Consider the following 14806-nt stretch of genomic DNA (forward strand, 5'->3'; position numbering starts at 1 on the left):
ATGCACGCCGCTTCTCCGCGTTTCAGTGCCTTCCTGCGGGCCGCCCTGCTGCCCCTGGCCTGCGTGGCCATGCTGGCCCTGTCGCTGGCCTGGGCCCAGTGGCTCACGCACGACACGCAGCGCTGGCCCGGCCAGCGGCTGACGCGGGCGCTGGCGCTGGTCGCGCCCTCGGCCGATACGCCTTTGCCGGGCGCCGGCGCGGCCTGGCAGCCGGTCACGCTCCCGGACAACTGGAAGCTCACGCGGCCGGAGGGCGCGGCAAGCGTCTGGTATCGCGTGCCCCTAGACCCGCGCGGCATCGATGCGCCCGCGGTGCTGATCCCGCGGCTGGCCACCAACGGCCGCGTGCTGCTCAATGGCTCGCTGCTGTGGGACGCGCAACCTGCCAGCGGCGCCGCGCGCAGCTGGAACGCGCCCTTGCTGCTGGACCTGCCGGTGGCGCTGCTGCGCGAATCGGGCAACGAACTGCAGCTGCAGGTCTCGGGCCCCGCGCGCTACCGCGCCGGCCTGTCGCATGTGCAGCTCGCGAGCAGCGAGCAGCTGGCGCCCATCGCGCGCTCGCGCCAGTTCTGGCAGCACGATGGCGCGATGGTGGCCAGCGCGGTGTCCGCCGTCGCCGGCCTGCTGATGCTGCTGATGTGGTGGGCCACGCAGCGGCGCGATGCGATGTACCTGTTCTTCGGCCTGGCCATCCTGGTCTGGGCGGCGCGCAACAGCAACATCTTCCTCGACACGCTGCCGCTGACGCTGGACCAATGGGCGGTGCTGGTGTTCCTGGGCCACACCTGGTTCAACACCCTCTTCGGCCTGTTCGTGCTGCGCTTCAGCGGCCTGCGCTGGCGCTGGGTGGAACGCGCGGTGTGGACCTATGCCGTGCTCAACACGCTGGTGGTCGCGAGCGGCTCGATGTCCAACATCGGGCAGGCGATGGCGATCATGACCGTGCCGGCCACGGCGCTGTTCCTGCTGCTGATCGCGCTGCTGCTGCGCAAGGGCTGGCGCGAGCGCAGCGTCGAATCGGCGCTGATGGCCGCATCGACCATCACCTATGTCGTGCTGTCGCTGCGCGACGCCATGCTCCTGAGCAGCAAGCTGCCTTACGACTGCTACTACGTCTCGCACTACACCGGCGTACTGATGCTGGTGTGCATCGTCTGGAGCCTGGTGTCGCGGCTGATGACGGCGCTGCGCGAAGTGGAATTGCTGAACGTCGACCTGGAACACCGCGTCGACGAACGCACGCAGGAATTGCAGACGGCCATCGCCGCCAAGTCGCGCTTCCTCGCCGCCGCCAGCCACGACCTGCGCCAGCCGGTCGCGGCCATCGGCTTGCTGGTGGGCCTGCTGCGCGAGCGCGGCACGGCGCAGTCGCCCGGCGCGATGGTCGATCGCATCGACGATGCGGTGGCTTCCCTCGAAGCGCTGCTCAAGGGCTTGCTGGACCTGTCGCGCCTGGAGTCCGGCACGATGAAGCCGCGGCTGGAGCACGTCGCGCTGCAGCCCTTGTTCGACGCCGTCTCCGCGCACGAGCGTGCGCTGGCGCAGGACCAGGGCCTGCAACTGCGCTGGCGGCCGACGAAACTGGCCGTGCACACCGATCCCGTGCTGCTGGAACAGATGCTGCGCAACCTGGTGAGCAACGGCCTGCGCCACAGCAAGCGCGGCGGCGTGCTCGTGACAGCGCGCCGGCGCGCCCACAACCGCGTGCTGCTGCAGGTGTGGGACACCGGCTACGGCATCCCGGCCGACCAGCAAGCGGCGGTGTTCGAGGAATTCGTGCAGTTGGACAACCCGGCGCGCGAACGCGCCCGCGGCCTCGGCCTGGGGCTGGCGATCGTCAAGCGCTGCGCGCAGGCGCTCGAATGCGGCCTGCGCCTGCAATCGCGGCCGGGCCGCGGCAGCTGCTTCTCGCTGGACCTGCCGGGCGCGCGCGTGCCGCAGGCCGAGGCGCCGTCGGCCGCGACCCGCCGCGAGCCTCTCGCCGGCTGGCACGTGATCGTGGTCGAAGACGATCCGGCGGTGCGCGAAGCCATGCGGCTGCGCATCACGCACTGGGGCGCGGAAGTCACGGAGTTCGACGGCCTCGCCGGCCTGCAGCAGGCGCTGGATGCGGGGCACCTGGCTGGCGCCGACCTGGTGGTCAGCGACAACCGGCTGGCCGGTGGCGGTGCGGCGCAGGTGGTGCAGATGGTGCGCCGGCGGCTGGGCGCGGTGCCCGCACTGGTCGTCACCGGCGACACCTCGCCGCAGGTGATCTCCACGCTGGCCGCCAGCGGCTTGCCGGTGCTGCACAAGCCCTTTCGCACCGAGCAGCTGCTGTCGGCGATCGCGGCCGCTGCCGCGGCGCCGGCGGCCTGATCAGGCCCGCGCCTGCCGCAGCCCCAGCCGCGCGGCCGCAAACACGGCCTGCGTGCGATTGCTCACCTCCAGCCGCCGGAAGATCACGGCCAGGTGGGTCTTGACGGTGGACTCCGCCATCGCGAGTTCGCGGCAGATGTGCTTGTTGGTCGCGCCGCGGATCAGGAGGTGCAGCACTTCCAGCTGGCGTGGCGTCAGGTCCAGCGTGCGCTCCGGCGTCGCTGATGGATGCAGTGGGGGGCCGCCGGGCAGGTAGACGCCGCCTCCCAGGACGACGTCGAGCGCGGCGCGCAGCGTGCTGCCCTGTGCGGTCTTGGGGATGAAGCCGGCTGCGCCCTGGTCGATTGCGCCACGCACGGTGGCGACCGAGTCGTCCGCCGACAGCACCACGATGCGCGCGTCGGGCGCCGCTTCGTGCATGCGCGGGAGCGCGTCCAGCCCCTGGCTGTCCGGCAGCGCCAGGTCCAGCAGGACGACGTCGAGGTCGACGTGCTGCCTGACCATTGCGATCGCCTGCGCCAGGCGTTCGGCCTGCAGCACTTCGACGTCCTGCCAGTGTTGCGCCATGAGCAGCGCCAGGCCCTCGCGGAAGAGGGCGTGGTCGTCAACGAGCAATACCTTCATCGCTTCGTGTCCCCAACAACTCGGGGCATCATACCGAGGCCGGTCGTGGGGTTCGGCTCCGCCGCCGTGCCCGGGAAAACCCGCAATCAATCCGACTTCGCGGACGTGAAGTCGGTGGGGATCCTCAGGTCGGCGATCGTCTTCGCGAAGTCGGACTGCACCTGCGCCAGGTAGGGCTTGAGCTCGTCGCCGCTGCGGTACACCTTTTCCGCCTGGATGGAAGTGGCCAGCCGGAGGTATTCGGGGTCTTCCATCGCCTGGCGGAAGGCGTCGTTCAGCCGCGCCAGGATGTCCCGCGGCGTGCCCCTGGGCGCCACCAGCACGCTCGCGTTGTCGGCGGCGAAGTCGTAGCCCAGTTCGCGAATGGTGGGCGCCTCGGGAAACGCCTTCATCCGGTGCTCGCCCAGCACGGCGAGCAGCCGCAGCTTGCCGGTCCGCACTTCGTTGACCCATTGCGTCGTCCCGACGGCTGCAGTCACGTGGCCGCCCAGGACGGCCGTGAGGCCCTGCCTGGCGGTGGAATAGGGAACGTGGATCCAGTCGACGCCCGCCTTGTCCTTCATGAACTGGAAGGCGACGTCCATGGTGCTGCCCGGTCCTGTCGTGGCATAGGTCACTGCGCCGGGATGGGCCTTGGCATACCGGATCAGGTCCGGCAGCGTCTTCCAGGGGGCGCTGGCCTGCACCACGATGCCCGCGCTGCCCGAGGAGAACTGCAGCACCGGTTCGAAGTCCTGCAGCTTGTAGGCCAGCTTGTGCTGGACCGGCAGCCGCGCCAGCGCGGTGTCGAGCACGGCGCCGATCTGGTAGCCGTCCGGCTTTTCGTGGGCGAGCGTGGTGAGCTCCACGGCACCCGCAGCCCCTGGCTTGTTGGCGACGACGATGGGCTGCCCCAGCTTCTTCGCGGCGCGTTCGGCCAGCATCCGCACGAGCAGGTCCATGTTGTCGCCGGCGCCGTAACCCACCGTGACCGTCACCGCGCGCGCGGGATAGGGGTCCGCCAGGGCTTGCGGGGGCAGCAGCAGGGTCATCAACAGGCCGCATGCGAGCAAGGCCTTCCGGCCGGCATGGTTGCGTGCGCTCATTTCTCTTTTCCTTTCATTGCATTTTGCGCGAACGGCTCATTCGCTGAGCGCGAGCTCGCGTCCATCTTCGGTGTCCTCGCAGTCGGCCTCTGCCGGCAGGGCAATGCCTTCCCACGATGCCGTCTCCACGCTGCGGCGCACGAGGGCTTGCAACTCCGCGCGCACGGCGTCTCCGGCGGTGGGCAGCTTGTCGGCGGACAAGGCGTACAGGTAGTTGCGGCGCACGACCCGCACGTCCGCGATCCGCAGCCAGCGCCAGCGACCGGCCGGATCGCCGAAGGCGTGCACCGCTGCATGAGGCTGGATGGTGGCGGCGCCGCGCCGTTCGACCGCGCCCATCAGGAGGTGCAGCGAATCGATCTCGGCCAGCGGCTTCAGCGGCAAGCCGGCCCGGTCGAACTCCAGCTCGATGCGGCGCCGGTGCGCCGGATGGTGCAGGCTCTGCAGCACCAGCGGCAAGCGGGCGATCTCGCGCAGCGTGAGCGAGTGGCGGTCCGCCGGCACCAGCGCGCTGTCGGCGGGCAGGATCACGAACAACTCCTCGTCGAACAGCGGCTGCACTTGCAGGTCGGACGCCGCGTGAGGGCTGAAGAGAACCGCCAGGTCCAGTTGCCCGACCTGCGTCATGTAACCCAGCTGCCGGTTGGCTGCCTCCACGATGTTGAGCCGGATCGCCGGGAATTTCTCTTCCATCCGTTCCAGCAAGGCCTGGCCAAGCCGCCGCACGGTGTTGGGCGGCAGGCCGAGCGTCACGCGCCCGCCCAGCCCGCTGGGCACCTGCTGCGCCACCGCGACGGTTTCCTGCAACTGGCGCAGCAGGAACTTCGCGTGCTGGTAGACGGCAGCGCCGTTTTCCGTGGGCACCACGCCGCGCGAAGACCGCTGCAGCAGCGGCGTTCCCACTTCTTCCTCCAGCTTCGCGACGTGCTGGCTGAGCGCCGGCTGTGCGATGAACAGCTGGCGCGAAGCCTTGGCGAGGCTGCCGCTGTCGACGATCTGGACGAAGTAGCGCAGCTGCCGCATGTTCATCGCAGGTCTCCCGCGTTCACTGGCGCGTCCACTGTTCGGCCCAGTTGGTGGGCTGGTCGAAGCGGGCCACGTCGAAGCCCTTCGCATCCTTCGGCACCACCCAGGACGCCGGGTAGAAGTACAGCGGCAGGATCGGCAGGTCGTCCATCGCGATGCGCTGGATCTTGGCCCAGGCGGCCTTCTCGCGCGCCGGGTCCAGCGCCGCATCGGCTTCGGCGATCGCCGCGTCCATGGCGGGGTTGGCGTAGGCCGAGAAGTTGTTCCCGGTCCAGCCGTTCTGTTCCGTCGGCACGGCATTGCTGCCAAGCATGAGGCCCGGCGAAGCCGAGGGCGGGAACTGGATCGACGACAGGCTCAGGCCATTGAAGCGCCGCTTGCGCATCTCGTCGCCGTTGAAGATGGCGATGGGCGCCTGCCGCACGGTGGCCGCGATGCAGATCGACTTGAGCTGGTTCTGCAGCACCTGCGCGATCTGCAGGCGCGTCTGGTTGCCGGCGGTGGTGAGGATCTCGAAGGACGCCTTCTGGCCCGCGGCATTCGTGCATACGCCGTCGGCGCCGGGCTTCCAGCCGGCCTGCGCCATCAGCGCGCGTGCCTGGGCCAGGTCGTAGGGGTAGCGCGCCACGGCATCGGAGTAGTTGGCGTTGGCGGGCACCACGAGGCTGCGCGCGACCGGCACTACCTTCTCGAACAGGCGCGTGGCGATGGCCTCGCGGTCGATGGCCATGGCGATGGCCCGGCGCACGCGCACGTCGGCCAGCACCGGGTTCTTCAGCTGGAAGGCGATGCGCTCCAGGTTGTAGCCGGCGTCCAGCGGGAAGTTGAACCGGTCCGCGTGGTCCTTGCGCAGGGTGAGCATCTGCGCGAAGCTGATGCCGCCCGGGCTGACCGGCAGCGCGTCGAGGTCGCCGGACAGCAGGTTCTGCACCAGCGCCGTGGCGCTGCCGCGGTAGCTGAGGATCACCTTCGGGATGCGCGGCGGCTGCGGCCAGTACTTGTTCGCCACCAGCGTCACCTCGGTGCCCAGTTGCGCGCTGCTGACGACGTAGGCGCCATTCCACAAGCCCGGGTTGGTGGGCTCGCGGTTGTACAGGCTCTGGCGCGAGTAGTCCTCGGTCGACTTGTACTTGTCGTAGACGGGGCCTTCCAGGTGCGAGGGCAGCACCTGGTCCCAGGTGTCGTAGCCCACCATCACCTTGGGCAGGTGCAGCACCACCGTCTTCGGGTCGACCACGTCCACCTGGGTGGCGCGCTTCCACGAGTTGTAGTTGGAAAAGGCCACGGTGCCTTCGCTGGCCATCTTCCAGGTGAAGGCGACGTCGCTGGCGCTTACGGGCGTGCCATCGCCCCATTTGGCGTCGGGCCGCAACTTGAGCGTGACCAGCATGCCCTTCTGGCCGCCCGGCAGGCTGACGACCTTGGCGAGGCCGTTCTCCAGGCTCGGCTTGGTGGCGCACAGGATGCAGACGCTGCGGCCCGTGGCGTCGAAGGCCGTGATGGGGCGCTGCACGAAACCCATGAGGAACAGCTTCGTGTTGTTCACCTGCACCAGCGGGTGCGAGTTGGACAGGTACTGCAGCTGGCCGATCACCAGCTGCTGCTTGTTGGCGTCGGCGTGGGCGACCGATGCGGCCAGCGCCAGGCTCGCCACGAGGGCGGGAAGAAATTTCATGGGCTTGTCTCCTTTTTCTCTGTCTATTTCGTCGCGCGCGGATCGAAGGCGACGCGCAGGCCGTCGCCCAGGAAGTTGAACGCGATCACGGTCAGGAAGATCAGCAGGCCGGGCCACACGGCCAGCATCGGCGCGGACGACGCCAGCTCCTGCGCGTTGTTCAGCATGTTTCCCCAGGTCGGCGTGGGCGGCATGACGCCTACGCCCAGGAAGCTGAGGGTGGATTCCAGCAGGATCACGCGGCCCACGGTCAGCGTGCCGGCGACGATGATGGGCGTCGCCACGTTGGGCAGCACGTGCACGCCCACGTTGTAGGGCGTGCCTGCGCCGCTGACGCGCGCGGCCAGCACGTAGTCCTGCCGGCCGACGGCCAGCGTGCCGGCGCGCACGACGCGGGCGATGGTGGTCCAGTCGACCAGCGCGATGATGATGACGATGCGCCAGAAGGACACGTCCGGGCCCTGGGCGACGTCCGGCGGGATGCCCAGCTTGCCGAGGTCGATCGCCGCCAGCACCACCAGCAGCGGAATCAGCGGCAGCGAGATCATGCAGTCGGTGGCGCGCATCAGGAAGGCGTCGATGCGCCCGCCCAGGTAGCCGGCCAGCACCCCCACGGCGATCCCCAGGAGGCCGCCGAACACCGTCGCCAGCACGCCCACGGCCAGCGAGACCTGGCCGCCGACCATCAGGCGCAGGAGCACGTCGCGTCCCACTTCGTCGGTGCCGAGGAGGTGGGTCGCGGTCGGCGGGCCGTAGCGCTCGAACAGGTCGGTGGCGTTCGGGTCCACGTGCAGCAAGGCGCCGACCAGCGGTGCGCTGAAGCAGAACGCGGCCAGCAGCAGCAGCAGGACGAGCGATGCCATCGCCGGCTTGTGGCGGCGCAGCGCGCGCCAGCGCAGCGCCCAGATCGAGAGCGGGCGCGGGCTGGATTCCAGGGGGAGGGAGGCGGTGCTCATTGCAGGGAGATCCTCGGGTCGAGCCAGCCGTAGGCGAGGTCGGCGGCCAGGCTGGCAAGCAGGGTCACGATGGTGGCGAACAGCATCCCCACCATGGCCACGTTGAAGTCCTTCATCATCACGGCGTCATAGATGGCCTTGCCCATGCCCTGCACGCCGAACATCGCCTCGATGACCAGGGCGCCGGACATGAGCGTGCCGAAGCCCAGGGCCATGAGCGTGACCACCGGCACCAGGGCATTGCGCAAGGCATGCCGGGTGACGACGGTGAACCAGCCCAGGCCCTTGGCACGGGCCGTGCGGATGAAGTCCGCGTTGAGGGTCTCGATCATGGAGGCCCGGACGTAGCGCACGTACTGCCCCGTGTTGAACAACGTCAGCGTGAGCACCGGCAGCACGTAGTAGCGCAGCTGCTCCAGCAGGCCGATGTTCGGGTCCAGCGCGGTCGCCGTCGCCGGGAACCAGTGCAGCTTGACCGAGAACACCATCAGGAAGATCAGGGCCAGCCAGAACGCGGGCGAGGAGATGCAGGCGAAGGCGAAAAAGCTGATGACGTTGTCCAGCCAGCCCCCCGGCTTCAGCGCCGCCACGCACCCCAGCACGATGGCCAGCGCCACGCTGATCGTGAAGGTCAGCACCATCAGCTTGCTGGTCTGCGCCAGCGCCGGCCCCAGCACGGCCAGCACCGGCTTGAACTGGCTGTTGGAGTAGCCGAGGTCGCCCGTGGCCAGGCGCGCGAGCCAGTGCCCGTACTGCTGCAGCACCGGCTGGTCGGCGCCGTACAGCTTGCGCATCTGGGCGACGAGTTCCGGCGTGACGGCGGGGTTGCCTTCCAGCATCACGTCGACCGGGTCGCCGGGCAGCAGCGAAAGCATCACGTAGAGGAAGAAGGACATGATCGCCGCCACCAGGACGGCCTGGGCGATGCGGCGCAAGGTGAAGCTGGCCACGGGTTACTCCTTGTGGTGGCAGGCGGCCCATTGCACCGGCCGGCCCGGCGCCGGTTCCAGGGCGGGGGCGGTGGTGCGGCACAGGTCCGTGGCCTTGGGGCAGCGCGTGTGGAACACGCAGCCCGAAGGCGGGTTGATCGGGCTCGGGATTTCGCCGCGCAGCGACAGTCCCGCGCCGGGCACGCGGCGCGGCCCGATGCGCGGCGCGGCATCGAGCAGCGCCCGCGTGTAGGGATGGCTGGGACGCGCGAACAGGTCGTCGCGCTTCGCCACCTCGACGAGCCGGCCCAGGTACAGCACCGCGACGCGGTCGGCGAGGTGGTGCACCACGCCCAGGTCATGGCTGATGAACAGCATGGCGAGCTTGCGCGTCTCGCGCAGCTCCGCGATCAGGTTCAGCACCTGGCTCTGGATGGAGACGTCCAGCGCCGACAGCGGCTCGTCGGCCACCACCAGCTCGGGATCGGCCACCAGCGCGCGGGCGATGGCGATGCGCTGGCGCTGGCCGCCGGAGAATTCGTGCGGGTAGCGGTCGCCCGCATCCGCGGGCAGGCGCACCTGCTCGATCAGGGCGCGGGCGCGCTCGCGGCGTTCCTGCGCGTCCACGCCCAGCAGGCGCAGCGGCTCGGCGACGATGTCGGCCACCAGCATGCGCGGGTCGAGCGCGGAGAAGGGATCCTGGAAGATCATCTGCACCTTGCCCGCAGGCCGCACCGCGCCGCCGCGGTAGCGCACCGCGCCGGCCGAGGGATCCGCGAGTCCGGCGACGACCCGGCCCAGCGTGGTCTTGCCGCTGCCGCTTTCGCCGACCAGGGCGACGGTCTCGTTCTCCTCGATGCGGAGGGTGACGTTCTCCACCGCGCGCAGCACCTGGCCGCGCTTCAGCAGCCCGCCGCCTACCTTGAAATGCACGCTCATCGCGTCGATGTCGAGCAGCGCGTTCATGCGTTCTCCACCTTGTGGCAAGCGACCCAGTGGCGTTCGCCGCGCTGCTCGAGCTGCGGCTCCTGCGCGTGGCAGCGCTCGTCCGCCAGCGCGCAGCGCGCGGCGAAGCGGCAGCCGGTGTGGCCGGCGCTGACGGCCGCGACGCGGCCCGGAATCACGGGCAGGCGCTTCACCGGCCGTTGCGGGTCCGGCAGCGTGGCGATGAGCCCGCGCGTGTAGGGATGCAGCGGCTGCGCGAACAGCTGCTGCGCATCGGCCTGCTCCACCACCCGGCCCGCGTACATGACGATGATGTCGTGCGCGACCTGCGAGACGACGGCCAGGTTGTGGCTGATGAACTGGATGGCGGTGCCGGTGCGTTCCTGCAGCTCGATCATCAGGTCCAGGATCTGTGCCTGGATGGTGACGTCCAGCGCCGTGGTGGGCTCGTCGGCCACCAGCACCGCGGGCTTGCAGGCGAGCGCGATGGCGATCATCGCGCGCTGCCGCATGCCGCCCGACAGGCGATGCGGATAGTCCTGCGCGCGCAGGCGCGGTGACGGGATGCCGACCGAGGCCAGCAGTTCCACCGCCTCCTCGTTCGCCTCGCGCCAGCGCGCGCCGCGATGGCGCACCAGGACTTCGGCGATCTGCCGCCCGATCTTCATCACCGGGTTCAGCGCGCTCATGGGCTCCTGGAAGACCATGGCGACGCGGTCGCCGCGGGCGTCCTGCCAGGCCTTCTCCGAGGCGCCGGCCAGGTCCTGCCCGGCGAGCCGGATCGCGCCCTGCACCCGCAGGCCGGGCGGCGCCAGGCCCATGACCGCGAGCGAGGTGATGGTCTTGCCGCAGCCGCTTTCGCCGACCACGCCGAGCGTGCGGCCGCGCGCTATGGTGTACGAGACGTCGGACACCACTTCCGCGCGCCGGCCGTCCCGCTCGAAGCTGACCGTGAGGTTCTTCACCTCCAGGGCCGGCGTGGCTTCCGCGGGCCGCGCGGCCGGCGGCGGGGCGTCCTGGGACATGAGGATCCTCACGGCAGGTGGTGGCCGGACTTCAGAAGCGGATGACGCCGATGCCGTCTTCCACGCTCACCTCGGTGCCGAAGTTCTTCGACAGGCGGGCGATGCGGTCCAGCGTGCGCTGCGCCGTCTCGCCGCTGGAGATCAGCGGGCGGCCCTCGGTCAGCTTGTGTTCGCCCTGGCCGGTGCGGCGGGTGATGGTGCCTTCGCGCGCCGTGCGGCCCATCTCCACCGGGTGCAGGTTCATGCGCACGAACTTGCCGCCCTTCATCTCCAGCGCCATCAGCGCGGAGGTCCACCAGTTCTCGTTGTGCTTGTCCAGGCCCGGGTGCAGCGGGTGGTCCGCCGGGTTCAGCGTGGGCAGGCGGTTCATGTCGTGGCCCCAGCTCTCGTAGCTGTCGTAGGGCACGCGCTGGATGAACTCCGACTGGGCGAAGAAGTTGCCCGTGCCGTAGATGATGGGCTTGCCCTTGTAGACCTCGATGCCCAGCGTCCAGTGCCAGCCGTGCGCGATGTAGACGTCGGCGCCGGCATCGATGGCCGCATGCGCGAACTCGCGCGCGAACATCGGCACCTTCTCGCGGCGCTTGCCGTCGGCGATGTTGAAGTGGTGGGCCACGACGACGAAGTCGGCCATCTTGCGGGCCTCGTCGATGGAGCGCAGGTTGCCTTCGAGGTCGCCCTTGTGGCAGAAGCTCTGGATCTCGAACTTGTCGCCCGGGATGAACACGTTGGAGCCGCGGGTCGACTGGTCGCCGGGCATCTGGAAGCTGAACTCGCCCGCCTTCAGGCCGGTGCCCATGGTGGAGCCGTCGGCTTCGCGCAGCACGTCGAGCGAGAGCGCGATCGCCCTCATCTGCTCCGCCGCTTCCTGCGTCAGCATGTACTTGAAGCCCGCGCGCAGCGGGTTGATGCCGGGGCGGCCGGCGTAGCCGCCCTTGCCCAGGCTGGCCCACTCGTTGGGCTTGTTGCCGGAGCTGGTGGAGACGATGGCGACGCGGCCCTGCTTCGTTTCCAGGTACTGCGGCTCGCGCGCGGCTTCCAGGTCGGCGCCCGTGCCCGCGATGGCGATGCCGGCTTCGCGGCAGTGCTTCAGCGTGGCGAGCATGCCGGCCGGCCCGAAGTCCATGCTGTGGTTCTGCGCGTGCGACATGATGTCCACGCCGGCCCAGCGCAGGTCGCGCGCGATCTGCGGGTCGGCCATCATGAAGCTGCCCAGCCAGTCGCCGCGGCCCGGATATTCCAGTTCGCTCTGGTGGGCGAAGTTCATCTCCAAGTGCGCGTAGGTCAGGTCGGCCCCGCGCAGCATGTTGATGACACGCATCGATTCGGCGTCGTCGTGCACCGCGAAGGGCCGCGAAACCATGCATTCGCCCACCAGGGCGACGTTCCAGTTCAAACCTTGAGAAGCCATCGATATCTCCGTGTGTCGATGGGCGGGATTGTTGGTGCGCAACGCTCCGGTCGCGCCCCCGGCAGCCCTGTATCAGTTATAGTTTTTTGGAATACGAATTCCGGGTAAACCCTCGATGGACATCAAGCAGCTGAAGTACTTCTCCACCGTGGCGCGCCTCGGCAGCTTCAGCCGCGCGGCCAGCACGCTGAAGATGGCGCAGCCTTCGCTGAGCAAGCAGATCAGCAACCTGGAAAGCGAGCTGGGCACGCGCCTGCTGGTGCGCAATGGCCGCGGCGTGACGCCGACCGAAGCGGGCCAGCGGCTGATCCCGCATGCGCATCGCATCCTGGAGGAGGTGGCCAAGGCCGAAGCCGACGTGCGCGCGGCCGGGGCCGGCCGCTTTGCCATCGGCCTGCCCTTCACCGTGGCGGCCACCATCGGCACGGACCTGGTGGCGCAGTTGCGCCATGCCGATCCCAGCGCCAACTTCGCGGTGTTCCAGGGCCGCTCCGCCTTCCTGCTGGAAAACCTGCAGACCGGGGCGATCGACGTGGCCATCATGTTCAGGCCCAGCGCTTCGCCCCTGGTGGAAACCACGGAGCTCACCTCCGAGGACCTGTACCTGATGGCATCCGCGCGGGCCGCGCGGGCGCTGGCGGGCAAAGGCCCCATCCCGGTCGCCAGCCTGGTGGACTACGCCTTGATCGAACCGAGCCGCCCCAACGCCATCCGCGTCGCGCTGGAGGATGCGCTGCGGCGGGCACGCAAGGTGCCCAACATCGCGATGGAGATCGACAACATCGAGACGATCATCGACCTGGTGGCGCGCGACGAGGGCTTCGCGGTGCTGTCGAAGTTGTCGCGCAGCCTGGCCGCGCAGAAGGACAAGGTGGTGCCGCTGCCGCTGGCCGCGCCGGGGCTGAAGATCGAGATCTGCATGGCCGTGTCGACGCGCGCGACTCTGTCGCAGGCCAATGCGCGGCTGGTGCGGCTCACGGCCGATATCGGACGCAAGCTGCTGACTGCCGCGGCGCAACGGCGGCAGGCGAGCTAGCGGCGGGCCAACGCTTCCGCGTTGACGACGCGTACCGGCGCGCCATCGAGGAAGGCGAGGATCGCCTCGACCGCGTCCTCGTAGTACACGCGCAGCATGTCGCGGGTGAAGTAGCCGATGTGCGGCGTGAGCACGGTGTTGTCCAGGCCGCGCAGCGGATGGTCGGCCGGCAGCGGCTCGGCCTCGTACACGTCCAGCCCAGCGCCGCCGATGCGGCGCTCGCGCAGGGCGTCGAGCAGGGCCTGCTGGTCGACGATGGCCGCGCGCGAGGTGTTCACCAGCAGCGCTTCGGGCTTCATCAGCGCGAGCTCGCGCGCGCCGATGAGGCCGCGGGTGCCCTCCGCCAGCGGGAGGTGGACGGTGACCACGTCGCTGCCGCGCAGCAGTTCGTCCAGGCCGGCACAGCCGGCCCCGCTGGCGCTTGCGCGCTCCGGCGTCAGGTGCGGGCTCCAGGCCAGCACCTTCATCTCGAAGGCCTGCGCGTACGCAGCCATGCGCGAGCCGATGCGTCCGAGCCCCAGGATCCCCAGCGTCTTGCCACGCAAGGTGAAGCCCACGCGCGTCTGCCAGCCGCCGCGGCGCATGACCGCGTCCTCGTGCGCGATGTGGCGGGCCGCCGCGAGCACCAGGCCCCAGGCCAGCTCCGACACGCCACCGCCGCCGCGGCTGACCTCCGAGTTGGACACGGGGATGCCACGTTCGGCGGCGGCCGCCGTGTCCACGGTGTCGTAGCGCATGCCGGTGACGGCGATGTACTTCAGCTTCGGCAGCCGCGCGATGAGCGAGCGCGGGAATGGCATGCGTTCGCGCAGCGTGCACACGATGTCCACGTCGGCCAGCGCGGCGACCGCCTCGTCCTCCGAGGCGAGCGGACGGTCGAACACCACGATCTCGCAGCGCCGCGCGACGGCGCTCCAATCGGCGAGGCCCAGGGCGACGCCGAGATAGTCGTCGAGGATGGCGAGCTTCACGCTGCAGCCGCCGCAACGAAGCGCGGGAACTGCAGCACCAGCAGCTGCAGGCCTTGCGGGCCGGCCTTCGGCGTGTAGGCCGGTTCGTCCGGCGCCACGAAGGCAAGCGACAGGCGCTGCAGCAGGCCCTGCTCGCCGTCGGCCAGCTTGCCGTCCATCACGATCCAGAACTGGCCGCCGCCCACGGCCGGGTCCGGCCCCGTCACCGTGGCATCGGGACCCAGGCTGCAGGTCCAGGCGGCCAGGCCATCGGCCTGCTCCTGCAGCAGGCTGGCGAAGGTCGATTCGCCGGCGGGCAGCGCCTGCGCGGGTGGCGCGTTGAACATCAGCTCGCGCCGCTTGCCGGCCTTGGCGCGCATCTGCTGCACCTCTTCTGGCAGGAACTGCGCGCCGCCATCCCAGGCATTGCGCAAGGTCAGGTAGCCGACGCCCTCGTCTCCGCCCACGATGGGCCCGTATCCGCTGTACGGCCCGACGAAATGCCCGAAGCCGACACCGGCCTTGTGCGCGCCGATGCGGCCGGAGCCGGTCACGAAGATCTGGAACTGGTCGGCCACGTGGAAGTGCGCGCGCAGCTCGGTGTGCGGCGCCTGCTCCACCAGGTAGGCGATGGGCGCGGGCCCGCTCGCCTCCCCGGTGCGCGCCACCTTGTGGCGGTCCTCGCCCATGAACTGCGTGCGGAAGTTCGCGTTGCCGCGCGGGCTGTAGCGGCCAAGAAGCGCCTTTTCGGCCGAGGATACGGTTGGCATTGCGATGACTCCTTGC

The 14806-nt window shown here is 69.8% G+C and carries 13 protein-coding genes; 2 read left to right on the top strand and 11 right to left on the bottom strand.

The genetic code is table 11. From position 1 onward, the window contains the following. The gene (locus tag HHL11_RS03505; RefSeq protein WP_169417056.1) at nucleotides 1-2358 is read left to right on the top strand and encodes a hybrid sensor histidine kinase/response regulator; all 2358 of its coding nucleotides are present in this window, start codon (nucleotides 1-3) and stop codon (nucleotides 2356-2358) included. On the opposite strand, the gene HHL11_RS03510 is transcribed toward HHL11_RS03505, so the two are convergent. The 9 genes from HHL11_RS03510 to HHL11_RS03550 all read right to left on the bottom strand — a co-directional run bounded on the left by HHL11_RS03510 (nucleotide 2359) and on the right by HHL11_RS03550 (nucleotide 12034). Beyond that, a complete protein-coding gene (locus HHL11_RS03510; protein ID WP_169417057.1) occupies nucleotides 2359-2982 on the bottom strand; it encodes a response regulator transcription factor in 624 nt (207 codons plus the stop codon). A gap of 86 nt (nucleotides 2983-3068) precedes the next feature. Then, nucleotides 3069-4067 (bottom strand): Bug family tripartite tricarboxylate transporter substrate binding protein, encoded by a 999-nt coding sequence (locus HHL11_RS03515; RefSeq protein ID WP_169417058.1) that lies wholly within the window; start codon nucleotides 4065-4067, stop codon nucleotides 3069-3071. Between the two features lie 36 nt (nucleotides 4068-4103). Continuing rightward, the gene (locus HHL11_RS03520) at nucleotides 4104-5096 is read right to left on the bottom strand and encodes a LysR substrate-binding domain-containing protein (protein WP_169417059.1); all 993 of its coding nucleotides are present in this window, start codon (nucleotides 5094-5096) and stop codon (nucleotides 4104-4106) included. A gap of 16 nt (nucleotides 5097-5112) precedes the next feature. Then, nucleotides 5113-6768: a peptide ABC transporter substrate-binding protein gene (locus HHL11_RS03525; protein WP_169417060.1), complete on the bottom strand. Its 1656-nt coding sequence runs from the start codon at nucleotides 6766-6768 to the stop codon at nucleotides 5113-5115. A gap of 23 nt (nucleotides 6769-6791) precedes the next feature. Then, nucleotides 6792-7724 (bottom strand): ABC transporter permease, encoded by a 933-nt coding sequence (locus tag HHL11_RS03530; RefSeq protein ID WP_169417061.1) that lies wholly within the window; start codon nucleotides 7722-7724, stop codon nucleotides 6792-6794. Beyond that, entirely contained in the window at nucleotides 7721-8674 is a 954-nt protein-coding gene (locus tag HHL11_RS03535; RefSeq protein ID WP_169417062.1) for an ABC transporter permease subunit, read from the bottom strand. Before HHL11_RS03535 ends, HHL11_RS03530 begins: the two co-directional genes overlap by 4 nt. A 3-nt stretch (nucleotides 8675-8677) precedes the next feature. Next, the gene (locus HHL11_RS03540) at nucleotides 8678-9619 is read right to left on the bottom strand and encodes an ABC transporter ATP-binding protein (RefSeq protein WP_169417063.1); all 942 of its coding nucleotides are present in this window, start codon (nucleotides 9617-9619) and stop codon (nucleotides 8678-8680) included. Further along, a complete protein-coding gene (locus tag HHL11_RS03545) occupies nucleotides 9616-10623 on the bottom strand; it encodes an ABC transporter ATP-binding protein (protein ID WP_169417064.1) in 1008 nt (335 codons plus the stop codon). The genes HHL11_RS03540 and HHL11_RS03545 overlap by 4 nt, the downstream gene beginning before the upstream one ends. 31 nt (nucleotides 10624-10654) lie before the next feature. Further along, nucleotides 10655-12034 (bottom strand): CapA family protein, encoded by a 1380-nt coding sequence (locus HHL11_RS03550; protein ID WP_169417065.1) that lies wholly within the window; start codon nucleotides 12032-12034, stop codon nucleotides 10655-10657. 115 nt (nucleotides 12035-12149) lie between these two features. On the opposite strand from HHL11_RS03550, the gene HHL11_RS03555 reads away from it, so the two are divergent. Next, the gene (locus HHL11_RS03555; RefSeq protein WP_169417066.1) at nucleotides 12150-13070 is read left to right on the top strand and encodes a LysR family transcriptional regulator; all 921 of its coding nucleotides are present in this window, start codon (nucleotides 12150-12152) and stop codon (nucleotides 13068-13070) included. Here the strand turns inward: HHL11_RS03555 and HHL11_RS03560 are convergent. Continuing rightward, nucleotides 13067-14041, bottom strand: coding sequence for an NAD(P)-dependent oxidoreductase (locus tag HHL11_RS03560; protein WP_169417067.1), 975 nt, complete (start codon nucleotides 14039-14041; stop codon nucleotides 13067-13069). The genes HHL11_RS03555 and HHL11_RS03560 overlap by 4 nt on opposite strands. Beyond that, nucleotides 14038-14790: a hypothetical protein gene (locus HHL11_RS03565; RefSeq protein WP_169417068.1), complete on the bottom strand. Its 753-nt coding sequence runs from the start codon at nucleotides 14788-14790 to the stop codon at nucleotides 14038-14040. Before HHL11_RS03565 ends, HHL11_RS03560 begins: the two co-directional genes overlap by 4 nt. Between the last annotated feature and the right edge of the window lie 16 nt (nucleotides 14791-14806).

Origin of the sequence: Ramlibacter agri (genome assembly GCF_012927085.1) — a bacterium.
Classification (GTDB): domain Bacteria; phylum Pseudomonadota; class Gammaproteobacteria; order Burkholderiales; family Burkholderiaceae_C; genus Ramlibacter; species Ramlibacter agri.